Below are 23,821 nucleotides of genomic sequence, written 5' to 3'. Positions count from 1 at the left end.
CATCCCTGGTGATGCAGCATTATCAGCAGCAGTTGCGCACCCGCCGCATCTATACGATCATCTCGGCCGTGGTGTTTTTCATCGTGCTGTGCGCATCGCTGAAATTCGCCAATGACGCGAATGCCGGCAAGTTTTTCGATCGCCTGCCGTATTTCTTCGATTTCATCCTGAATTTCGTGCCGAACAGCCCGCTGGAAATTATCCGCGCGATGTTCGATCTGCCGTCGCCCTATGCCGACGGATCGCTGAAATACAATTATACGATCGACCGGGTCTATCTGACCGACGGCTTCTATATTCCTCATTTCTTCTATCAGCTGGCGATCACCATCAATATCGCGCTGGTTTCGACCATTGTCGGTGCAGCGCTGGCATTCCTTCTGTGTTTCTTCGCCTCGACGAACCTCATCGGCTCGCGCGTAACGCGGTGGGTCGTTCGGCGCATCATGGAAGTTATGCGCGCCTTTCCTGAAATCGTGATTGCCGGATTGCTGACCGCCATTCTCTCGATCGGGCCGATCGCCGCCATCATCGCGATCACAGTCCATACGATCGGCGCGCTCGGCAAGCTGTTCTTCGAAGTGGTCGAGAATGCCGACATGAAGCCGGAAGAGGGGCTGCGTGCCACCGGCGCCAACTGGTTCGAGCGGGTGCGTTTTGCCATCGTGCCGCAGGTTATGCCCAATTTCGTGTCCTATGCGCTGTTGCGCGCCGAAATCAACGTGCGCGCCTCGACCATCATCGGCGCTGTCGGCGGCGGTGGCATTGGCGAGGTCTTCCGGCTGGCGATCGGCCGTGATCATGCGGCTCAGACCTATGCGATCATCATTCTTCTCTTGATCAGCATCATCATCATCGACCAGTTTTCGGGTTGGCTGCGCCACCGGCTGACCGGTCACCAGTCTTTTGAATTCGGCAGAGGAGCGGCCTGATGTCCTCGGTTCCGTCGATCAATCCGTCCGAACGCGCGCGCCTGCTCGCCACCTATCCGCAGGCCTTCCACCGCAGCTTCATGCAGCGCTACGGTTTGGCGCTCATCGCCGGCGGTATCCTTGTCTATCTCGTCGCCTGCTTCTTTGCCTTTCAGATCGGCCCTGCCTTTGCCAATGGCCGCTGGGATCGCGCCTCGCTGTACCTGCAGGACTGGTATTCCTGGCGTGCCCAGCCGCGCTTGCGTTTCGAGGACGGCGGCACGGTGCGTCCGCAATGGTCGAGCCGCGGCCAATACCCGGCCGGCGCCAATATCGACTGGCTGCAGCCTGCAGCTAACGGCGGCTACACCGTTACCTATGGCAGCCGCGACGACCGCCTTGAGATCACGCCTTCGAAGGTCGATGTCTATCTTGGCGGCACGGTCTATCCCGTCACCATCGCCGCAGATGCCGTTACCGCGCCAGCCGATGCACCGGCCGCCATCCAGCAGGACGGGACAAAAGTCATTGTCAGCTACGGCTTCGAGGGCCAAGCGGAAATCCGCACCGGCCAGGTGTTTGTTCAGCGCCGTTTCCTCGGCTGGTCCAACTTCTTCTTCGACACAAAGTCGCAGTTTTGGGGCAGGAGCTGGGGTGACCTTGCTTACCTCGCGACCTTCGGCGATCGCCTCGATTCGGCCCGGTCCAACCTGTTCCACATGCGTGACGACTTTCTTGGCAACGGCGTCTGGCAGCATGCGGATATCCTGTCCAAACTGATGCAGACGCTGGTCATGGCCTTTGTGGGCACGCTGCTCGGCACCATCTTCGCCTTTCCGCTGGCCTTCATCGCGGCGCGCAACATCACGCGCAATCGCGCTGCCAACTGGGGCATGAAGCGGATATTCGATTTCCTGCGTTCGATCGACATGCTGATCTGGGCGCTGTTTTTCACCCGGTCCTTTGGCCCCGGCCCGATCCCCGGCATCGCCGCCATTTTCTTCACCGATGCCGGAGCGCTCGGCAAGGTCTATGCGGAGGCTTTGGAGAACGTTGACGACAAGCAGCGTGAAGGGGTGAAATCCGTTGGCGCCAGCCCGATCGCGGTCAATCGCTTTGGCGTCGTACCGCAGGTCCTGCCGGTGTTCATTTCGCAGTCGCTCTATTTCTGGGAATCCAACACCCGTTCAGCCACAGTCATCGGTGCTGTCGGCGCCGGCGGCATCGGGTTGAAGCTTCTGGAAGCCATGGGCACCAATGCGGATTGGGACAAGGTTGCCTATATGGTGCTGTTGATCCTCATCGTGGTCTTCCTGTTCGACAATCTCTCGACCTTCCTTCGTCAGCGGCTGATCGGAGAAAGGGCGCATTGATTTTTGTGACCGGGAGAGGGGATTTCACGGTATGGTCACGATGAATCGCTAAGCCTTGCGTCTCTCCCGTTTTTTACTGCCCTCATGGAATGAACATGCGTTACGCCTTCTATTTCACCCCTCCCGCAGATGACCCGCTGACGGACGCTGCGGCGCGCTGGCTGGGCCGGGATGCCTTTACCGGCACGGCGCTGGTGCCGGACGGCCAAAGACCGGATGGGTGGGAGAGCCTCGTCGCCGAGCCGGCGCGCTACGGGTTTCATGCGACACTGAAGGCACCCTTTCATCTTGCCGGTGGCCAAACGGAAACGGACCTTCTCAGCGCGCTCGACGTTTTTGCCGCCGGAACGCCGGCCTTTACCATTCCGCGTCTGAAGATCGGCCGGCTTGGATCGTTTTTCGCTCTCGTTCCCGATGGGAATGCTGATGCGCTGGATCGCTTGGCTGCCGATGTCGTGCGCGCCTTCGAGCCATTCCGCGCGCCGCTTTCGGCTGCGGATATCGCCCGGCGCAAGCCCGAAACGCTGCCCGAGCCGGAACGGACCTATCTCCACGACTGGGGATACTCTTATGTCTTCGATGCCTTCCGCTTCCACATGACGCTGACCGGGCCCGTGCCGGCCGAGCGGCAGGACGAGGTCGCTGACCATCTGGAAACACGTTTTTCATCGCTGATCGGCGGCCCGCTGCCGGTGCGTGGCCTTGCGCTGTGCATCGAGCCCGAGCGCGGCGCGCCGTTCAGAGTTCTCACCCTTGCGGCGCTCAGTGCCGCCCACCGAAAGATGGCCTGACATGACCGTAGAAACCGTTCTCTCCAACGCCCGCATCGTCCTTGAGAACCAGATTCTCAACGGTTCGGTCCTGATCCGCGACGGCAAGATCGCCGATATCTCGGAAGGCACCAGCCGCACCGGCGAGGATTTCGAAGGCGATTACCTGATCCCCGGCCTGGTCGAATTGCATACCGACCATCTGGAAGCGCATTACTCGCCGCGCCCCGGCGTCCGCTGGCTGAAGATGGCGGCGATCCAGGCGCATGACGCGCAGATCGTCACCTCCGGTATCACCACCGTCTTTGATTGCCTACGCATGGGATCGGACGAGGATGGCGGCTTCGAGCAGGGCGAGATGCGCGACATGGCAAACGCCTTGGCGCAGGCCGCCAGGGAAAATCGGCTCCGCGCCGATCATCGCATCCATCTGCGCTGCGAAGTCTCGACCGACAACGTGCTGGATCATTTCGTGGAATTTGAAAACGATCCGCAGGTCGGCCTCGTTTCGCTGATGGACCATGCGCCGGGTCAGAGACAATTCCAGACGATGGAGCAGTATACGCTCTACTACAAGACCAAGCGGGGCCTGTCCGACGAGGCTTTCGCACAGTTCTGCGACCGCCAGCAGGCTCTGTCGGCCAAATATGCCGGGCCGCATCGCACCCAGATCGCCAAGGCCTGCGCCGAGCGCGGCATCGCCATTGCGAGCCACGACGACGCGACCCTGGCGCATGTCGAGGAATCCGTTGGTTTCGGTATTCGCCTTGCGGAATTCCCCACCAGCTTCGAAGCGGCCGAAGCCTCGCATGCGGCCGGGCTGAGCGTGCTCATGGGTGCGCCGAACATCGTGCGCGGCAAGTCGCATTCCGGCAATATCGCCGCAAAGGACCTTGCAGAGCGCGGCGTGCTTGATGTGCTGTCATCCGATTATGTCCCTTTCAGCCTGATCCACGCGCCGTTCGTGTTGTCCGACGAACTGGAAAGCGTCAGCCTGCCGCAGGCGCTCGCCATGGTCACGGCGACGCCTGCCCGCACCGTCGGGCTTGACGACCGGGGCCGTATTGCCACTGGCCTGCGTGCCGATATCGTCCGGGTCCAGCGGTTGGAAGGCATTCCGGTCGTCCGTTCGGTCTGGCGCGAAGGCAAGCGGGTCGCCTGATGCACGGGCAAGGTCAGACAGGCGCGATCGTCGTTGTGGTCGGCCCGAGCGGCGCCGGCAAGGACAGCGTCATCGGTTTTGTCGCGCAGCATTTTGCCGATCGCAAGGACATCGATTTCGTCCGCCGCATCATCACCCGCCCTTCGGACGCGGGCGGCGAGGATCACGAGAGCATTTCCGGTGAAGATTTCGATAGCCGGCTATCGGCTGGCGATTTCGCCGTCGCCTGGCAGGCGCATGGATTGAAATACGGAATTCCGCAGGATGCGCTGGAAAAGGTGCGGGCGGGCAGGATCCTGATCGCCAATGGCAGCCGGGCCGTTCTCGGGCAGTTCCGCCAGACCTTTCCAAGGGTTGCGATCGTCAACATCACCGCCTCGCCGCAGGTCCTGGCAAGCCGCCTTGTCGCCCGCGGGCGCGAGAGCGAGCAGGATATCCTCAACCGGCTGAAGCGCCAGGTGCCGGATATTTTCGACGAGCCCGATGTGACGACGATCGACAATAGCGGGCCGCTTGAGATTGCGGGCTCGCGCTTTGCCGCGCTGGTCACGCAGTTGCACGGATCCGCAGGCTGACGTCATATCTTGGTATCAGAGCGCGTTGTCGAGAAAGTACCATTGGTCGAGATGGGCGCGGATGACCGGCTCGATGACCCCGTTGAGCACGAGGACGTCGTCGAGCAGGCGCTCGCCGGGTTTGTTTTCCGGGGGGAGGGTGATCGGTGGTTGTGCATGAAAGCTGAACTGCGCTCCATCTTCGCGCAGTGTATAGACCGGGCAGATCCGTGCGCCGGTCAGGCGGGCAAGCCTTGCGACCAGCGCCAGGTTGCCATCGGCATGCGGTTTGCGCCCCAGAAACGGCCCGCGAATTTTTCCGCGCAATCCCTCGTCGCAGAAGATGATGACGGTGCCGCCTTTCTTCAGGCGCTGCAGGGCCGGGCGGACGGCGCTCTTGCCCGGTGGTAGCAGCGAAATGCCGGCCCGCCGCCGCACGCGTCTGGCAATCCAGTGCCGCGCTGTGCTGTTCGGCGGCGCGTAGTTGAGGGCCGCATCAAGCCCCAGCCTGCGCACGATCGGCCAGATGAGCTCCCAGTTGCCGGTGTGCACTCCCATCAGGATCAATGGGCCCTGCCTTGAGGCATCGACAAGATTTTCAGCGCCATGCACGGTCACGCGGTTTCGGTCCGCCGCCATCCGGTTGACGACTGAGAACTCCGTCATCAGCCGGCCCTGATTTTGCCAATTGCGTAACATCAGGGCATCGCGTTCCGCCTCGTTCAGGTCCGGAAGCAGGCGCGCCAGGTTGCTGCGGGTCTTACGGATGGCGCCCTTGTGCCAGCGGGGAAAGGAAAAGGTACCCAGTTTCGCCCCGAGTGCCGAGCAGACATCCGCCGGCAGCAGTTTCATCGCGTAAAACATCGCGAGATCAAAGGCATTCTGCAGAGGCGTCACCACCCAATAGTTCAGACATGCTTTCCGGATTGCCGCGTTCTTCCAGAAGCCGGCAAGCGGCGGCGCCTGGCGCTCAGCATAAATCCAGACCTTTCGCGCTGGGTCGCGGTTCGGCCGCATCGTCACCGCCGGTGCAAGGTTACGGGCAGACCGCCGCGTGGGCGCAGTGTCAGCCGGCATTGCGGCTCGACCTTGGTGTTATCCGCGACCCGCACCCTGAAGCGCTGGGCAAGGATGGCCAGGCACAGGATCGCTTCCTGCAGGCCGAATTGTAATCCGGGGCAGACGCGTGGACCGCTGGCAAAGGGAATGTAGCTGTAGGGTATCGCCTTGCTGCCGTTCATGAAGCGCTCGGGCTTGAAAAGATGGGCGTCCTTGAAGAAGGCTTCGGTCCGGTGCAAAAGCCATGGCACGATCAGGATCAGCGATGCGGGCTTGACGTCGATATCGCCGATCCGGTCAGCCTCTTTTGCCTGGCGAGCGAGGATCGGCACCGGCGGATAGAGGCGCAGCGTTTCCTCGATGATGGCACGGCACCAGTCCAGCTGCGGGATATCGTCGAGCGTCGGGGTGCGGTTGCCGCAGACGCGGGCGATTTCCTCATGCAGCGATTTTTCGACCCATTGTGCGCGTGACATCAGATACCAGGCCCAGGTGAGCGTGGCGGCTGTCGTCTCGTGACCAGCCATGAAGATGGTTGCGGCTTCGTTGCGCAGCGCCACCACGTCGAGCTTCAGTTCCGGATTTCGCTTCTGGCGGCGCACCAGAAGCTCCACCATCGAATTGTCGTCGCCGCGCCCGGCCAGATGGTCTTCGACCACCTTGTCGATGATCTGGTGGATGCGCGAGACGGACCGGCGCAGCTTGGGTGTGCGCAGCACGGGCAGGCCCTCGTCGAGCCCAAGGAAATAGCCGATATTCACCGAATCGATCAGCGACTGATAGCTCTCGAACCCCTCGCTGACGGCCTTGGCGCCCTCTTCGCCGAGATCGTTGCCGAAGACGGCGCGGGAAATGATCTCCGCTGTCAGCCCGGCCATTTCGAACAGCGCGTTGACAGGCGCGCCGTCGGGAAGCGATTCCCAGCGCTGCACCAGTTCGCTCGTGGTGTTTTCCATGATCTTGCCGAAAGCCGGCACGCGGTTTTTGTGAACGATATCGGCGACCAGCGGGCGCCGCTGTTTCCAGGTTTCACCGTCGGAAATGAACAGCCCGTCGCCCAACAGAAATTCCAGTGCGCGCCGCATCTGCGGCGTCTTGCGCTCGAAATTGTCGTGGCGCTTGGCCACCACATAGCGGATCGCGTCCGGGGAATTGACCACGACGATCTGACGTCCGAAAATTTTCGTGACGCTGACCCGATCGGTGTAATCGGCTCTGCGCCAGACCGAGAGAAAGTCATGGCGCGCCTTGAGGATAAGATTGAGCGGGCGGCCGGGCTTGCCCTGGTAATAGTCGGAATGGGCGGGCTCGAACGAATTCTTCCGGAGCGTTTCAATGATATCGGTCGATGGCCGTAAACGGGAGAACATTGCTCCGGCTGCCCCTGTCTGTGGCCGGTGACGGCTCTGTGAATTCTGTCGGCGACCCCTACCGGATAGCAGCAAACTCCGGCAGCGCAAAATTCTTTCCGCAGACAAAACCCTGCCATCGGGGACGGCAGGGCCGGTGGTTTCCCAGCAATTGCGTGCGGTGATTACTTCGGCAGCAACACCTTGTTGACGACCTGGATCACACCATTCGACTGGTTGACGTCGGCGACGGTGATCTTCGAGGCGCCGCCGCTTTCGTCGATGATGTAGATGCCCTTGCCGCGCATGACGGCCGTCAGATGATCGCCGCTCACCGCAGTCATGTTATATTTGCCGCCATTCGCCTTGATACGCTTCATCAGGGTGGCGGTGGAGAGCTTGCCGGAGACGACATGCTCCGTCAGAACCTTGGTCAGCTGCGTCTTGTTTTCAGGCTTCAGCAACGTATCGACGGTGCCGGCCGGCAGTTTGTCGAAAGCGGAATTGACCGGTGCAAAGACTGTGAAGGGACCTGGACCCGCCAGCGTATCGACAAGGCCCGCAGCCTTGACCGCAGCCACCAGCGTGGTGTGATCCTTGGAATTGACGGCATTCTCGACGATGTTCTTGTTTTCATACATCGGAGCGCCACCCACCATCGGGTTGGCGAAAACGCTACCGGCGATGCCGGCGGCCAGCACTGTCAGTGATGCTGTTTTGGCGAATGAAGACCACATGAAATTCTCTCCCGGTTCTGGTTCATCTGTCTCTGCAGATAAGCAAGCAACGGGGGCGTTTCCGGATAAGTTTCGCCGGTTTCATTCTAATTTAGAAAATTGGAAAGAAGCCCGCCAAAGGCCGGCGGGCTCGATGTCTTCAGCTCAAGGCCCCACAGGCCTTGGCAATCCGTTGAAGGGCTTCGCGCAGTTCTGCCTCGGAGGTGGCATAGGAGATGCGGAAGAACGGCGACAGGCCGAAAGCCGAACCCGGCACGACGGCGACATGGGCGTCATCGAGCAGGTAGGCGCAGAAATCCGTATCCGTCTCGATACGCTTGCCTGCGGGCGTGGTCTTGCCGAGCATGCCTGAACAGCCGGAGAAGGTGTAGAACGCGCCTTCGGGTGTGCGGCAATCGAGACCCTCGATGGCGTTGAGCGCCGAGACGACCAGATCGCGGCGGTGCTGGAAGCTTGCGGTGCGTTCCTCCAAGAAATCCTGTGGCCCGTTCAGCGCGGCGACAGAGGCGGCCTGGCTGATCGAGGACGGGCAGGAGGTCGCCTGGCTCTGTACCACGGCCATCGCCTTGATGAGGTCGCGCGGGCCGCCGGCATAGCCAATGCGCCAGCCGGTCATGGCATAGGCCTTGGAAACGCCGTTGACGGTCAGCGTCCGGCTCTTCAGCGCGGGCTCAAGGGCTGCCGGCGTGACGAACTTGAAGCCGTCATAGACGATGTGCTCGTACATATCATCGACCAGAAGCCAGACATGCGGATGTTTCAAGAGCACATCGAGCAGCGGACGGTAATCATCCGCACTGTAGGCGGCGCCCGATGGATTGGAAGGCGAATTCAGCATCACCCAGCGCGTCTTCGGCGTGATGGCTGCTTCGAGCTGTTCGGCTTTCAGCCGGAAACCGGCTGCAGCATCGCAGGCGATCAGGACCGGCTTTCCCTCGGCGATCTCGACGATGTCGGAATAGGAGGTCCAGTAGGGCGTCGGAATGATGACTTCGTCGCCGGGGTTCAGCGTCGCCATCATGGCGTTGAAGAGGATCTGCTTGGCGCCGGTCGCAACGGTGATCTCGTCGGGTTCGTAGGACACGCCGTTTTCGCGTAAGAACTTGTCCCGGATCGCCTGCTTCAGCTCCGGGGTACCGTCGAGTGCGGTATATTTGGTCTTGCCGCTCTGGATGGCCTCGCAGGCCGCCTGCTTGACATGATCGGGCGTGTCGAAATCCGGCTCTCCGGCGCCCAGAATGATCACCGGCTTGCCATCGCGCTTCATAGCCTGCGCCCGGGCGCCGATCTTCAGGATCGGCGAAACGCCGATCGTTGAGATCCGCGAGGCGGGCGCAAAGCCCGCCTCCTCAACCTTGGTATTGATAGTCATGACCGATCCTGTCGATTATTCGATGTCGCCAATCTTATTCGATGTCGCCAATCTTATTCGATGTCGAAAGAGACGCCCTGAGCCAGCGGCAGGGCTTTCGAATAGTTGATCGTATTGGTGGCACGGCGCATATAGGCGCGCCAGGCGTCCGAGCCGGATTCGCGGCCGCCGCCGGTTTCCTTTTCGCCGCCGAACGCGCCGCCGATTTCAGCACCGGATGTGCCGATATTGACGTTGGCGATGCCGCAGTCGGAGCCATCGGGCGACAGGAAGCGCTCGGCTTCCTGCAGGTCGAGCGTGAAGATCGACGAGGAAAGGCCGGCACCCACCGCGTTGTGATCGGCAACGGCAGCGTCGAAGTCGCTGTATTTCATGACGTATAGGATCGGCGCGAAGGTTTCTTCGGTGACCGGACCGTCCTGCTTGGGCATTTCGACCAGCGCCGGTTTCACGTAGTAGCTGTTAGCATGGCCGAGATCGACGCGTTCGCCGCCGGTGATCGAGCCGCCATGTGCCTTGGCTTCGGTGAGCGCCTTCTGCATGTTGTCGTAAGCCGGCTTGTCGACCAGCGGGCCGACAAGGGCGGTGGATTCCAGCGGGTTGCCGACCGACACGCTCGAATAGGCCTTCTTCAGGCGCGGAACGAGCCGGTCGTAGACGCTCTCATGGACGAACAGGCGGCGCAGCGTCGTGCAGCGCTGACCGGCCGTGCCCATCGCACCGAAGGCAATGGCGCGCAGCGCCATGTCGAGATCGGCGGACGGGCAGACGATGCCGCCATTGTTGCCGCCGAGTTCGAGAATGGCGCGGGCAAAGCGCTTGGCAAGGCGCGGACCGACATCGCGGCCCATGCGTGTGGAGCCGGTCGCCGAAACCAGCGGAACCTTGGGGTGATCGACCATGACTTCGCCAATGGTGCGGTCGCCGATCAGAACCTGCGTCAGTCCATCAGGCGCATCGCCGAAGCGGGCGATGGCGCGGTCGAGGATGGCTTGGCTGGCAAGCGCAGTCAGCGGGGTCTTTTCCGACGGCTTCCAGACGACGGCATTGCCGCAGACGAGAGCGAGCGCCGAGTTCCAGGCCCAGACGGCGACGGGGAAGTTGAAGGCGGAGATGACGCCGATGACACCCAGCGGATGCCAGGTTTCCATCATGCGGTGACCGGGGCGCTCGGTGGCAATCGTCAGACCGTAGAGCTGGCGGGAGAGACCGACGGCGAAATCGCAGATGTCGATCATTTCCTGGACTTCGCCAAGCCCTTCGGAGGTGATCTTGCCGGCTTCGATCGAGACCAGACGGCCAAGATCGGCCTTGCTGGCGCGCAGTTCTTCGCCGAGCAGGCGGATCAGTTCGCCGCGCTTGGGCGCCGGCACCAGACGCCAGGCGCGAAAGGCCGCATCGGCCTTTTCGATCTTGGCAGCGGCTTCAGCAGCGGAAACCGTCTTCAGGCTCGCAATCTGCTCGCCGGTGACCGGCGAGAAGGAGGCCATGTCGCCACCGGTGTAGAGATCCTTGGAGACGCCGAGCTTCTCCAGAAGGGCGGCCGTTTCCTGAACGACATTCACCGTCTTTGTTGCAATGTTCATGATGAGCAAACTCCCGTTTCTTCAAAAGGACTATCCGAAGCGCACCGCGCCGAGCTCTCCCGGCGAGGTGATGGCCTTGAGGCCCTGGGCCATGTCCTTGATCTTCTGTTGCGTATAAAGGTCGTAATAGGCCTGGTTCTTGCGGCCGATGGCATGTTCGGCACTGAAGCTGCCGTTGAAATCCTGAACCGCGACGGCAAACACCCAGTCGCGCAGCCGCCGCTCGAAATCCGTGTCCGATGCCGAAGCACTGTCCTTCGGCACGACGAGATTGAAATGCACGCCGCCATCGCCGATATGGCCGAAATCGCAGATCGTCACGTCCGGAAAGGCCTGCGGCATATCGGCCTTCATGCGGTCGCAGAACGCCATGATATCACCTCTGCGGAAGGAAAGATCAAAGGCGATCAGTTTTCCCGAATGCTTCACGCCTTCCGACAGGGCATGGCGCAGCGACCACATTTCATGGGCCGGACCGACAAAGGCATCGGCGAGCGGCGCCTCCTCCGTTTCCCAGATTTCGGCAAGCACCGCTTCCAGGACCGCATCGAGCGATTGTTCACCTTCGCGCGGTTCCCAGGTGCGGGAGATTTCGGCGAGGATCACGTATTCGGGCACGTTGCCGCCCTGAAACGGGTTTTTCAACGACGGGACATGATCGAGCGCCGCCGTGATAGAATTCTTCGAAATACCCTCGAAGGCGGAGAGATAGGCGCCGAGCCGGTCTTCCATGGCGCGCAGCAGCGGCATGACATGGGCGCCGCTGGAAGGAACCAGATAGGCAGTCGCCACCTGCTTCGGCAGGGGTTCGATATTCAAGACGCATTCGGTGATTACGCCGAAGGAACCGGACGTGCCGATGAAGACCTGCTTCCAGTCGATGCCGGTATTGTTCTTGCGCAGCTCGCAGGTCAGGTCGAGGACCGTGCCGTCTTCGTCGGCCAGCACGACCTTGATGCCCAGCGTGTTGCGGCGCACGTCGCCATATTTGAGGAAGCGCGAACCGCCGGTATTGGTGGCCAGCATGCCGCCGAGACGCGGATCGGCGCCAAGATCGATCGGGAAGAACAGGCCGTGTTTTTCGAGCTTCTGGTTGACATCCGACAACCGGAAACCGGCATCGGCGCGCAGCGAGCGGTTGTCGAGGTCGAGATCAAAACGTGTTGTCATCCGGTCGAGGCTGAGGACTGCCTGGGCGCCGGTCATATCCGGGGTCGAGCCGGACACGAGACCAGTATTGCCCGATTGCGGAATGAGAACGATGCCGTTCTTCACGCAATAGGAGACAGCCGCAGACACCTCTTCGGTGGTCTGCGGGCGCAGGACAATCGATGCGCGGCCCTGATCGTAGCGCGCGCCGGTCTGGTAGGCGGCCACATCACTGCCTTCGGTGACAATGCCCTTGTCACTAAGGAGTGCGGTCAATGCGGCTGTATGTTTCTGATCGATCATCGCTTGCGTTTTACTCCGCCGCTTGCGCCGACGAAAGCATCTCTCTGATATCGGTGATCGAAGTCTGTTCGATACCGGCATAGTGATCGAACTCGTTCAGCACTTTAGCGCCGAGGTCGAGTTCGAAGCGCTGCTGGTTCGGGCTTGCGGCAAATTCCTGCGCCGCGTCATCCCCGAGATTGGACTGGAAGATACCGGCGGCGCTGACGGGCAGAAAGTCCTCATAGACAATCGGGTCGAATTGCACGAGGCCGTCAGCAATCAGGCTGTCGAGGCTCAAAGACGCGTCGGCGCTGGCCTTGCGGCCCTTGGCGGTCAGCGAATAGGCGAAATAGCCGAGACCCTCTGCGCGAATTCCAGCCCATGTATCCGGGAACGGGATGAAGGCATCCGAAAGCGCCTTTTCGTATTCCGCCGCATTCGAGCCGTCTGCGGCCGGGCGCACGATCTTTCGCGACGCGTTGAGCAGGTCGTCGTAGAGCGCACGGCCTTTCGGGGTGAGTGCAATGCCACGCTGTTCGATCTCGCCGAAGCGGGCGGTGTGCGAGCCCTCATGCCAGCTGCCGTCTTCGGCCTGGAACGAAACCGGCTCTTCCAGCGCCTTGAACGAGGTCTGGCGCAAAAGGATAGCGCATTTGCGGGTCGGCGGACCCTCGATCGTCGCCTTGGGGGCGATCTCGTAATCGGGCATGCGCGCCTGCACCGCATCGATATCCAGCGTGCGGGGCGTCAGGTGATTGATATGCGGGCCCTTGAACGAAACGACGTCGGCGATCAGGCGGTGGGCCTCATGCAGGCGGTGGTACATGCCGGGGCTGACATTGGCCCTGTCGTGCCAGCGGAAGGTTTCCAGCGCCTCGGCCACGAACTGCTCGGCGTCAGCCTTGTCGAGGCCGCCCTGCCGTTCCGCTTTTTCCGTCAGCGCGATGGCGCCATCGGTAAAAATCTGGCGCTTGGACAGGATCTCTGCCGCTTCATTGCGCAAGGCTTCGTCGGCAATCAAGTCGAGACGCAAAAGCGAGGTAAAGACGCGGAAAGGATTTTTCTTCAAGGCGGCATCGCCGACCGGTCGGAAGGCCGTCGAATGAACGGGAACGCCGGCAGTCGAGAGGTCGTAATAGCCGACCGGCAGCATGCCCATGACGGCAAAGACGCGGCGCATCATCGACAGCTCTGCAGGCGTGCCGAGCCGGATCGCCCCGTGGCGTTCCTGCGAAATACGATCCAGCGAATCCGTGTCCTGAAGACGGGCCTGCAGATCCGGATCAGCAGCCAGCGTTTCGGCGTTCACCTTGCCCACCAGTTCCATCAGCGTGCCATAGGCCGGCACCTCGGTGCGGTACATGGCCGACATCGCCGCCGAGAAGGCAGAGCGGATATGGTCGGCGGATACGAAACTATTCTCTTTCACGGCAACGCGCCTCGCAGTATGGAAGGGATATGGGCGATCATTCTCATTTCGTATCATATATGGGATGAATGGGCATTGATTGCGACAGTTATGACTATGATCATGCGAGGCTGGAATGAAGTTGAGCAGAAGACTGGTCCCCGACGTCACCACGCTGCAGGCATTCGAATGTGCCGCGCGTCATGGCAGCTTCACGCAGGCGGCCGCCGAACTGAACCTGACCCAGAGCGCCGTCAGCCGCCAGATCAAGGATCTCGAAAGCCAGATCGGCGTTCTCCTGTTCGAACGCATCCGCCAGCGCGTCATTTTATCCGATGCTGGCCAAAAGTTCCTGCCTGAGGTGCGCCGGCTTTTGACCCAGTCGGAAGAGCTGATGGTGCGTGCCATGGCGTCCGCCCGCTCGGAATCCACCCTTTCGGTCGCATCGCTGCCGACCTTCGGCAGCCGCTGGCTGACGCCGCGCCTGCCAGACTTTCTGAGCCAGCATCCGGGAACGGTGATCAACATCGCCTCGCGGTCGCAGCCTTTCGATTTTGAAGAGCAGAACTTCGATCTCGCCATTCATTACGGCCAGCCCGTCTGGGCGCATGCGACCTGCAGCTATCTGTGCAGCGAGATCATCGTGCCCGTCGCAAGCCCCGCACTCCTGGCGCTCAATCCGATGCAGGAGCCGGGCGAGCTGGAGCACAAGCCGCTGCTGCATCTTGCCACCCGGCCGAAGATGTGGGCGCAATGGTTTGAGAGCAATGGCGGCGAGATGAAATCCGCCTATAGGGGCAACCGGTTCGATCAGTTTTCCATGGTGATCGAAGCTGCGGTCGTGGGTCTCGGCTTCGCGCTTCTGCCGCGATACCTGATCGAGCAGGAGATTGCTGCCGACCGGTTGCGCGTCGTTTTCGACCGGCCGATGCAGACGGAAAACAGCTATTATCTCGTCGTGCCGGAGGGCAAGCTGGAAAATCCGGTGAGCCAGGCCTTCCGGGCGTGGATCGTCCGCCAGGTTGGTTGATGGTGGCGAAGAACCATTTTGCAATGCGGTATAAACGGCGGAACATTTTTGATCCCACCGCGTTGCGGTCTGGATGAACATCCTCAAAGATACAGTTGCGAACCATTTCCCGGGATTGATTGCGTTGAAAAAAGTGTATGCTGCGCTTTCTTTGGCGTGGCACGCTCTATTTCGCCCCGAACCTTGGCCGCGCTTCTTGCAACATATTCGCACTGCGGCTAAAAAATGCCCATTTCTTGCACCACGCAGCCTTGATAGCGAAGCGACTGTCGTTTTCACACCTTCCAACGCCCGTCCGGGCAGTGCCAAACTTTTCGGTTTCCCGCATGCGCGAGACCTGATGGTTTCCGGCAGAGCGGACAGCTAGGGACCGTGGGAACGCAGAGCGAAAAATCAGGGCAGCAGCCCATCCGGCACGACCACCGGACCCTTCAACACCGCTTGGATCCAGAACCCGTACCCATGCCCCTTCATAACACGCCGTCCACGCCTGCGCCCGAAGCCGAGATCAAGCCGATCGATTACAACGATTCGATCCGCTCGACCTATTTCACCATCGATGAGCTTCGTGAATGCGGTGCAGCGCTCGCCAGGGACGGCGTTTCGTCTCTCCCAGGGTTCTTCCCCTTCGAGTTCCGGCCGCGCCACCGGGAAAATGAAGACGAGATTTTCCGCGTCTACAAGGTGACGGCGACCGATGTCGAAGCGGGTGCCTCGATCACGCCGGCCGCCGAATGGCTGCTCGACAATCACTATCTGGTCGAGGAATCGATCCAGGAAGTGCGGCGCGATTTTCCACGCAAGTTCTATCGCCAGCTGCCCACCCTCTCGGTTGCCGGCACGACGATCCCGCGCTCCATGGCGCTTGCCTGGCTCTATATCGCCCATACACACAGCACGGTGTCGCGCGAAAGCCTGACGGCCATGGTTGCGGGTTTCCAGGAGCACGAGACCTTCAAGATCGGCGAATTGTGGGCGCTGCCGTCCATCGTCCGGTTCGTGCTGATCGAAAATCTGCGGCGCATCGCCATCCGGGTCGACCGGTCGCGCAACATGCGCAACAAGGCAAATGACGTCGCCGACCAGATCGTCCGTCTGGGCACGCCCGACAAGTTCAAACCGGTGCTGGCGGAAGCCGAGCAGCTCTGTGCTGACAATACCTTCGTCGCCCAGTTGCTTTACCGCCTGCGCGACGGTTCGCAGACCTCCGGCTTCGTCATCACCTGGCTGGAAGAACAGCTCGAAAAACGCGGCAGCGATGTCGAGGAAGCTTTGGTCGCCGAGCAGAACCGGCTGTCGTCGGGCAATGCGACAATGAGCAACATCATCCGCAGCCTGCGCGAAATTGATGACAATGACTGGGCTGTCTGGTTCGAAAGCGTCAGCAAGCTTGACGAAGCCTTGCGTGAAGGTTCCGATTACTCCGCTCTCGATTTCGGCTCGCGCAACAAATACCGCAACACGATCGAACGGCTGGCCCGCCGCTCCGGCAGTTCCGAACTTGAAGTCACCAATATCGCGCTCGATATGGTCAAGGCCGATGCGAGCAATCTCGATCTGCCGCATGAGCCGAATGTCGGCGGTTTTCTCGTCGGCAAGCAGCGCCGCCTTTTGGAGGAAAAGATCGGCTACCGGCCGTCCATTCTCCAGAGCATCATCCGGCTTGGCCGCAAGCTGGATTGGCTGGCCATCGCCGGTCCGAATATCGTTCTCACCATCCTTGCGATGATCGCCGTCTACGTTTTCGTCAGCCCGATGGAAATTCCGACAGGTGCCAAGCTGATCATGCTCCTGCTGTTCGCGCTTCCGGCGTCGGAGGGTGCGGCCGGTCTCTTCAACACGCTGGTGACGCTCTTCGTCACGCCGTCGCGGCTGGTCGGATATGAGTTTCTAGAGGGGATTCCGCAGGACGCGCGAACCCTCGTCGTCGTCCCCTGTCTGATCTCCAAGCGCGATCATGTCGATGAACTCGTGCGCAATCTGGAAGTCCATTATCTCGCCAATCCGAAGGGCGAAATCTATTTCGCGCTGGTCAGCGACTGGGCCGACAGTGCGGAGGAGGAGACCGCAACCGATCTCGATGTGCTGGAATATGCCAAGACCGAGATCGATACGCTCAGCGCCCGCTACGCCCATGATGGCCGCACCCGCTTTTACCTGTTGCATCGCCGCCGCCTATACAATGAAGCGGAAGGTGCGTGGATGGGCTGGGAGCGCAAGCGCGGTAAGCTGCATGAGCTGAACCTGCTCCTGCGCGGCGACAGCGATACCAGCTTCCTGGCCGGCGCCAATACCGTGCCGGACAATGTCCAATATGTCATGACGCTCGATTCCGACACGCGCCTGATGCGCGATGCGGTGACCAAGCTGGTCGGCAAGCTCTATCACCCCATCAACCGCCCGGTTGTCGATCCCGTCACGCAGAAGGTCACGGCCGGTTACGGCATCCTTCAGCCGCGCGTCACCCCGTCTTTGACCACCGGCAGCGATGCCTCCGCCTTCCAGCGCATCTTCTCGATCAACCGCGGTATCGACCCTTATGTCTTCACCGTGTCCGACGTTTATCAGGACATTGCCGGCGAAGGCACGTTTACCGGCAAGGGTCTCTATCACGTCGATGCCTTCGAGGCTGCCCTGAAGGGCAAGATCGAGGAAAACGCGGTTCTCAGCCACGATCTGCTCGAAGGCTCGCTGGCGCATTGCGCGCTGGTCAGCGATGTCGAGCTGGTCGAGGATTTCCCGATCCGCTACGAGGTCGAGATGTCGCGCCAGCATCGCTGGGCGCGCGGGGACTGGCAGCTTCTGCCCTATATGTTCAATCTCTCCAACGGCGTCAGCATGCTCGGCCGCTGGAAGATGTACGATAACCTGCGCCGTTCGTTGATCCCTTGCGCCTGGCTGATCGCCTCGGTCATGGGCTGGTATTATATGGAGCCGACGCAGGCCCTGGTCTGGCAGTTCGTGCTGATCTTCAGCCTGTTCGTCGCGCCCACGCTTTCGCTGATCTCCGGCATCATGCCGCGCCGCAACGATATCGTCGCCCGCGCGCATCTCCATGCCGTTCTCTCAGAAATCCAGGCTGCCAATGCGCAGGTCGCATTGCGCATCGTCTTCATCGCCCATTCGGCCGCGATGATGATGGATGCCATCGTGCGGTCGCTCTATCGGACTTTCGTCAGCGGCAAGCTGATGCTGGAATGGCGCACGGCCGCGCAGGTTCAAAGCGCGTCGGGCGGCACCATCCTCGATTATTACCGTTCGATGTGGATCGCCCCCGTCCTGTCGGTCATCTCGCTGCTGCTCGCTGCTATCTCCAATACCGGCCTTCCCTTCATCGGCATCCCGTTTGCGTTGCTCTGGGCGTTGTCACCGGCGATTGCCTGGTTCGTCAGCCAGTCGGCTGAGACCGAAGATCAGCTGGTGGTTCCGGACGATGTCGTCGAGGAACTGCGCAAGATCGCGCGCCGCACCTGGCTCTATTTCGAGCAGTTCGTCACTGCCGAGCAGCATTTCCTGCCGCCGGACAATTTTCAGGAAATCCCGCATCCGATCCTTGCCGAGCGCACGTCGCCGACGAATATCGGCGTCTATCTGCTCTCGGTCATGTCCGCCCGTGATTTCGGCTGGATCGGCTTTGAGGAAACCATCCGCCGGCTGGAGGAAACGGTCGCCACTGTCGATCGCATGCCGAAATTCCGCGGACATCTGTTCAACTGGTACAAGACCGACACACTGGAAACGATGGAGCCGAAATATGTCTCCGCCGTCGATAGCGGCAATCTCGCCGGCCATCTGATCGCAGTTTCGTCCATGTGCCGCGACTGGGCCGAAGCGCCATCTGCGCATGTTCAGGGCAATCTGGACGGCATCGGCGACGTCGCCTCCATCCTGTCGGAGGTTCTGGGGGATCTGCCCGACGACCGCAAAACCGTCCGGCCGCTGCGCCGTTTGATGGAAGAGCGGATTACCGGTTTTCAGAACGCGCTGGCCGCCGTCAAGCGCGAGCGTGAATTCGCCTCCATCCGGGTGATCAACCTGGCCGTTCTGGCGCGCGATATCCACAAGCTCACGGTCAACCTCGACCATGAAGTCCGTAGCGCCCAGAGCGGCGAAGTGACGAAATGGGCAACGCTGCTCGTCAATACCTGCGAAGCGCATATTGCCGACGGCGTGTTTGATCTCGGCGCCATCGAGGCACTGCGTCAGCGCCTGATCGTCATCCGCGACCGGGCCCGCGATATCGCGTTTACGATGGATTTCAGCTTCCTGTTCCGTCCGGAGCGGCGTCTGCTGTCGATCGGCTACCGCGTCAATTCCAACGAACTCGACGAGGCCTGCTACGACCTTCTGGCGTCCGAAGCCCGCCTCACCAGTCTGTTTGCCATCGCCAAGGGCGATCTGCCGACGGAACACTGGTACAAGCTCGGCCGTCCGATCGTGCCGATTGGTGCGCGCGGCGCGCTGATCTCCTGGTCTGGCTCGATGTTCGAATATCTGATGCCACCGCTGGTCATGCAGGAGCGCCAGGGCGGCATTCTCAACCAGACCAACAACCTGATCGTTCAGGAACAGATGAACCATGGCCGCCGTCTCGGCACCCCATGGGGCATTTCGGAAGCGGCCTTCAATGCCCGCGACCATGAACTGACCTATCAGTATACCAATTTCGGCGTGCCGACATTGGGCCTGAAGCGCGGTCTTGGCCAGAATGCCGTCATTGCTCCCTACGCATCGATCCTTGCCAGCATGTACGATCCGAAGGCGGCTATTGCCAATCTGGAGCGTCTGCGCGGTCTTGGTGCGCTTGGCGTCTACGGCTTCCATGATGCGGTTGATTTCACGCCGACCCGCGTGCCGGAAGGCAAGACCTGTGCTGTGGTGCGCAACTACTATGCCCACCATCACGGCATGTCGATTGCAGCCGTCGCCAACGTCGTTTTCAACGGCCGCCTGCGCGAGTGGTTCCACGCCGATCCAGTCATCGAAGCCGCCGAGCTGCTTTTGCAGGAAAAGGCGCCGCGCGATATTCCGATCATCAACACCAAGAAGGAACCGGAATCGCTGGGCAAGGGGCAGGAAGACCTGCTGCGTCCCGAAGTCCGCGTCATCACCAATCCACTGGCCAAGGATCGCGAGACGGTGTTCCTGTCGAACGGTCATTACGCCGTGATGCTGACGGCGACCGGTTCGGGCTATTCCCGCTGGAACGGCCAGACCGTTGCCCGCTGGAAAGCCGATCCGACCGAGGACCGTTCCGGCACGTTCATCTTCCTGCGCGACACGACCACCGGAGACTGGTGGTCGGCAACGGCGGAACCGCGCCGCGCCGAAGGTGAAAAGACCACTGCCCGCTTCGGCGACGACAAGGCCGAGTTCATCAAGACGGTCGGCGATCTCACCAGTGAAGTCGAATGTATTGTTGCCACCGAGCACGATGCCGAAGGCCGCCGGGTGATCCTGCTCAATACCGGTACCGAGGACCGCTTCATCGAGGTGACGTCCTATGCCGAGCCGGTCCTGACCACGGACGATACCGACAGCGCCCATCCTCTGTTTGCCAAGATGTTCCTGAAGACGGAAGTCGATCCGAAGGGTGACGTTATCCGCGTCACGCGCAACAAGCGCAGCCCGAGCGAGCCGGATATGCAGGTTGCGCATCTGATCGTCGACAATGCCGCCAGCACCCGCCACACCGAGGCTGAAACCGACCGGCGCCGCTTCATCGGTGCTGGACGCACGCTTGCCGAAGCGCAGGCTTTCGACACGGATGCCAAGCTTTCCGGCTCGGATGGCTATACGCTCGATCCGATCGTTTCGCTGCGCCGCGTCGTGCGCGTGCCGGCAGGCAAAAAGGTCAGCGTGATCTTCTGGACCATCGCTGCGCCTAACCGCCAGGATATCGACAAGGCGGTCGATCGCTATCGTCACCCCGACAGCTTTAACCATGAGCTTATCCACGCCTGGACCCGTTCGCAGGTACAGATGCGTCATGTCGGCGTCACCTCTCAGGAAGCCGCAAGCTTCCAGATGCTTGGCCGCTACCTGGTCTATCCCGACCTGCAGCTGCGTGCGGATACTGCCACCGTGCAGGCCGGTCTCGCGCCGCAATCGGCACTTTGGCCGCTGTCGATCTCCGGCGATTTCCCGATCTTTGCCGTCCGCATCAATGACGATATTGATCTGGGGATCGCGCGCGAAGCCTTGAAGGCGCAGGAATATCTGCGCTCGCGCGGCGTCACCGCCGATCTGGTGATCATCAACGAGCGTGCATCGTCCTATGCACAGGACATGCAGCACACGCTCGATGCGATGGCTGAAAACCTGCGCCTGCGCGGCCTGTCCGACGGTCCGCGCCAGCATATCTTTGCGGTTCGCCGTGATATCATGGAGCCGCAGACCTGGTCGGCGCTGCTCTCTGCCTCGCGTGCCGTGTTCCATGCCCGCAACGGCAAGATCTCGGACCAGATTTCGCGCGCCGAAAATCTGCTGGCCAAGCCTCTGCCCAAGGAAGACGTGCCCGCAGCACCGCTGCTGGCCATTATTCCGGAGAGTGGCGGCGCTGGACCCGTCGAGATCAACGGCGATGGGCTGGATTTCTGGAACGGCTATGGTGGTTTCTCCGCCGACGGCCGGGAATATGTGACGCGGCTGCGTGGCGGCGAAGCGACGCCGCAGCCATGGATCAACGTGATTTCCAACGAATCGTTCGGTTTCCACGTTGCCGCCGAAGGCGCAGCGTTCACCTGGAGCCGCAATTCGCGCGACTATCAGCTGACGCCCTGGACCAACGATCCGGTCATCAACCGTCCGGGCGAAGCGATCTTCATCCGCGACATGGAGAGCGGTGCCGTCCTGTCGCCTTTTGCTGCGCTGTCGCGCCGCAAGTCGGTTCAGTTCGAAACGCGGCATGGCCTTGGCTATTCGGTTTTCCAGAGCACACAGGATGGGTTGGAGATCGAGGTCGGGCAGACGGTGCATCGCACGGCGCCCGTCAAGTATCTGCGGCTGCGCGTCACCAATACCACGGGTGGCGCACGCCGCCTCAAGGTCTATGGCTATGCGGAATGGGTGCTCGGCAACAACCGGACAAAGACCGCGCCCTTCATCCTGTCGCATCAGGACGAAGTAAGCGGTGCCGTTCTGGCAACCAATCCTTACAGCATCGACTATTCCGGCCGTACCGCCTTCATCGCGGCCAGCGAATTGCCGTCCGGGTTCACATCCAGCCGCCGCGAATTCCTCGGTCAGGGGGGCAGCATCTATGCTCCGCAGGCTGTGGTCGATGGGGGTGCCCTATCGGGTGCGGTCGAGGCCGATGGCGATCCCTGTGCCGCGATCTCGGTCGATCTGACGCTGGAGGTGGGTGCTGCCCGTGAATTGACCTTCTATATCGGCGATTCCGGCAATGCCGTGCAGGCACTGGAGCATCTGGCCGAAGCGCGCAAGAGCACGTTCGACGCGGTTCTCGAAACGTCCAACAGCTACTGGCAGGACTTTACCAGCGTGCTGCAGATCGAAACGCCCGACAAGGCGTTCGACAACATGGTCAATGCCTGGCTCCCCTATCAGAGCCTTGGATGCCGCATCCTTGCGCGCTCCGCGTTCTATCAGGCCAGCGGCGCCTTCGGCTTCCGTGATCAGTTGCAGGATACGCTCGCGTTTATCGTTCACCGTCCGGAGCTTGCCCGGTCGCAGATCCTCAACGCCGCTGCACGGCAGTTTGCCGAGGGTGACGTGCTGCATTGGTGGCTGCCGAATACCGGTGCCGGCGTGCGCACGCTGATCTCCGACGATGTCGTCTGGCTCGGCCATGCCGTGCAGCACTATTGCTCCGTCACCGGCAACAAGGACATTCTCGACGAGCAGATTGCCTTCATCGAAGGGGCAGCTCTTGAACCCGGCCAGCACGACAGCTTCTATCAGCCGGTGGTGTCAGATCGGCGTGCCAGCCTCTACGAGCATTGCGCCATCGCGCTTGACCTTGCCATTGCCCGCAAGGGCGAGAACGGCCTGCCGCTGATCCTTGGCGGCGACTGGAATGACGGCATGAACCGTGTCGGCATCGAAGGCCGCGGAACCAGCGTCTGGCTCGGCTGGTTCCTCGCCTCCACGCTGCGCTCCTTCCTGATCATCGCGCGCGAGCGTGGCGATACCAAGCGGGTTTCCGCCTGGGAGGCACATCTGGAAAGCCTCAAGAAGGCTCTGGAGACGGCCGGCTGGGACGGCAATCACTATCGCCGCGGCTACTATGACGACGGCACGCCGCTTGGGTCTGCCGAAAGCAGCGAGTGCCGGATCGATTCCATCGCCCAGTCCTGGAGCGTGCTGTCCGGCGAAGGGGATGCGGCCCGCTCGGCGCAGGCCATGGATGCCGTGCTGGCGGAACTGGCCGACGGCGATCATCAGATCATCCGCCTGTTCACCCCGCCGCTCTCGGGAACCGAGCAGGACCCCGGCTATATCAAGGCCTATCCGCCCGGCGTTCGCGAAAACGGCGGCCAGTATACCCATGCCGCAACCTGGGTGGTGCTGGCGCTGGCGGCACAAAACCGGACCGAAGACGCCTGGCGTGCCTTCGAGATGCTCAATCCGGTCAATCATTCCAAGGATCGCGACAGTGCGGATCATTATAGGGTCGAGCCCTATGTGGTTGCGGCCGACATCTATGGCGACGGCACCCTGACAGGGCGTGGCGGCTGGACCTGGTATACGGGGTCGGCGGCCTGGCTCTACCGTGCCGCAGTCGAAGGCATTCTCGGCATCCGCCGTCAGGGAGACAAGCTGATCGTCCAGCCCGTCCTGCCGAACGACTGGAATGGTTTCACCGCGACCCTGACCATCGACGGCAAGCCGCATGTGATTTCCGTGACGAAAAATGCGGAAAACGGTGAACCAGTCGTCAGCGTCAATAATACTGTCACAAAAAACGCGCATGAAGGCGTTTTGTTGTAGCTGCCGGTCGAAGATGAGAATTGAAACCGGCTTTGCTCCAGACGGCGCAAAGCCGGTTTTGTTTTGATCACCTGCATCAAAGTTGCGTCAATGGGGGCAGGGGCACTGAACTCGGACGAGACCA

The 23,821-nt window shown here is 61.2% G+C and carries 15 protein-coding genes; 8 read left to right on the top strand and 7 right to left on the bottom strand.

Annotation, left to right across the window (positions count from 1 at the left end; all coding sequences use genetic code 11):
- Nucleotides 1-11 precede the first annotated feature (11 nt).
- From phnE (ASD32_RS13505) to phnN, 5 genes are all read left to right on the top strand, one after another.
- On the top strand, nucleotides 12-932 hold the full coding sequence (gene phnE, locus ASD32_RS13505) for a phosphonate ABC transporter, permease protein PhnE (protein ID WP_156383178.1): 921 nt from the start codon (nucleotides 12-14) through the stop codon (nucleotides 930-932).
- Nucleotides 932-2,284 (top strand): phosphonate ABC transporter, permease protein PhnE, encoded by a 1,353-nt coding sequence (gene phnE / locus ASD32_RS13500; protein WP_060638539.1) that lies wholly within the window; start codon nucleotides 932-934, stop codon nucleotides 2,282-2,284. Before phnE (ASD32_RS13505) ends, phnE (ASD32_RS13500) begins: the two co-directional genes overlap by 1 nt.
- Nucleotides 2,285-2,379: 95 nt before the next feature.
- Complete coding sequence (locus ASD32_RS13495; RefSeq protein ID WP_060638538.1) at nucleotides 2,380-3,075, top strand: DUF1045 domain-containing protein; 696 nt, start codon at nucleotides 2,380-2,382, stop codon at nucleotides 3,073-3,075.
- A 1-nt stretch (nucleotide 3,076) separates the two neighbouring features.
- Nucleotides 3,077-4,216, top strand: a complete 1,140-nt coding sequence (locus tag ASD32_RS13490) for an alpha-D-ribose 1-methylphosphonate 5-triphosphate diphosphatase (RefSeq protein ID WP_060638537.1) — start codon at nucleotides 3,077-3,079, stop codon at nucleotides 4,214-4,216.
- On the top strand, nucleotides 4,216-4,791 hold the full coding sequence (gene phnN, locus ASD32_RS13485) for a phosphonate metabolism protein/1,5-bisphosphokinase (PRPP-forming) PhnN (protein WP_060638536.1): 576 nt from the start codon (nucleotides 4,216-4,218) through the stop codon (nucleotides 4,789-4,791). Before ASD32_RS13490 ends, phnN begins: the two co-directional genes overlap by 1 nt.
- A 15-nt stretch (nucleotides 4,792-4,806) precedes the next feature.
- On the opposite strand, the gene ASD32_RS13480 is transcribed toward phnN, so the two are convergent.
- From ASD32_RS13480 to ASD32_RS13450, 7 genes are all read right to left on the bottom strand, one after another.
- A complete protein-coding gene (locus ASD32_RS13480; RefSeq protein WP_060638535.1) occupies nucleotides 4,807-5,787 on the bottom strand; it encodes a hypothetical protein in 981 nt (326 codons plus the stop codon).
- Between the two features lie 2 nt (nucleotides 5,788-5,789).
- Nucleotides 5,790-7,199, bottom strand: a complete 1,410-nt coding sequence (locus tag ASD32_RS13475) for a cytochrome P450 (RefSeq protein WP_060638534.1) — start codon at nucleotides 7,197-7,199, stop codon at nucleotides 5,790-5,792.
- A gap of 164 nt (nucleotides 7,200-7,363) precedes the next feature.
- Nucleotides 7,364-7,915 carry a fasciclin domain-containing protein gene (locus ASD32_RS13470; protein WP_060638533.1) on the bottom strand — a complete coding sequence of 184 codons (552 nt, stop codon included), beginning with the start codon at nucleotides 7,913-7,915 and terminating at the stop codon, nucleotides 7,364-7,366.
- 139 nt (nucleotides 7,916-8,054) lie between these two features.
- Entirely contained in the window at nucleotides 8,055-9,287 is a 1,233-nt protein-coding gene (locus tag ASD32_RS13465) for a pyridoxal phosphate-dependent aminotransferase (protein WP_060638532.1), read from the bottom strand.
- 53 nt (nucleotides 9,288-9,340) lie between these two features.
- Nucleotides 9,341-10,873: an aldehyde dehydrogenase family protein gene (locus ASD32_RS13460; protein WP_060638660.1), complete on the bottom strand. Its 1,533-nt coding sequence runs from the start codon at nucleotides 10,871-10,873 to the stop codon at nucleotides 9,341-9,343.
- A 30-nt stretch (nucleotides 10,874-10,903) separates the two neighbouring features.
- Nucleotides 10,904-12,325 carry an FAD-binding oxidoreductase gene (locus ASD32_RS13455; RefSeq protein WP_060638531.1) on the bottom strand — a complete coding sequence of 474 codons (1,422 nt, stop codon included), beginning with the start codon at nucleotides 12,323-12,325 and terminating at the stop codon, nucleotides 10,904-10,906.
- A gap of 10 nt (nucleotides 12,326-12,335) precedes the next feature.
- A complete protein-coding gene (locus ASD32_RS13450; RefSeq protein ID WP_156383173.1) occupies nucleotides 12,336-13,736 on the bottom strand; it encodes a VOC family protein in 1,401 nt (466 codons plus the stop codon).
- A 115-nt stretch (nucleotides 13,737-13,851) separates the two neighbouring features.
- On the opposite strand from ASD32_RS13450, the gene ASD32_RS13445 reads away from it, so the two are divergent.
- The 3 genes from ASD32_RS13445 to ASD32_RS13440 all read left to right on the top strand — a co-directional run bounded on the left by ASD32_RS13445 (nucleotide 13,852) and on the right by ASD32_RS13440 (nucleotide 23,697).
- Nucleotides 13,852-14,745 (top strand): LysR family transcriptional regulator, encoded by an 894-nt coding sequence (locus ASD32_RS13445; RefSeq protein ID WP_060638530.1) that lies wholly within the window; start codon nucleotides 13,852-13,854, stop codon nucleotides 14,743-14,745.
- A 73-nt stretch (nucleotides 14,746-14,818) separates the two neighbouring features.
- The gene (locus ASD32_RS29590) at nucleotides 14,819-15,112 is read left to right on the top strand and encodes a hypothetical protein (protein ID WP_156383172.1); all 294 of its coding nucleotides are present in this window, start codon (nucleotides 14,819-14,821) and stop codon (nucleotides 15,110-15,112) included.
- 95 nt (nucleotides 15,113-15,207) lie between these two features.
- Nucleotides 15,208-23,697: a glucoamylase family protein gene (locus ASD32_RS13440; protein WP_244490163.1), complete on the top strand. Its 8,490-nt coding sequence runs from the start codon at nucleotides 15,208-15,210 to the stop codon at nucleotides 23,695-23,697.
- Nucleotides 23,698-23,821 lie beyond the last annotated feature (124 nt).

The organism is Rhizobium sp. Root483D2, from assembly GCF_001426685.1.
Taxonomy (GTDB): domain Bacteria; phylum Pseudomonadota; class Alphaproteobacteria; order Rhizobiales; family Rhizobiaceae; genus Pararhizobium; species Pararhizobium qamdonense.
Note: the sequence above shows the minus strand (reverse complement) of the source record. Positions and strands in the feature narration are given on the sequence as shown.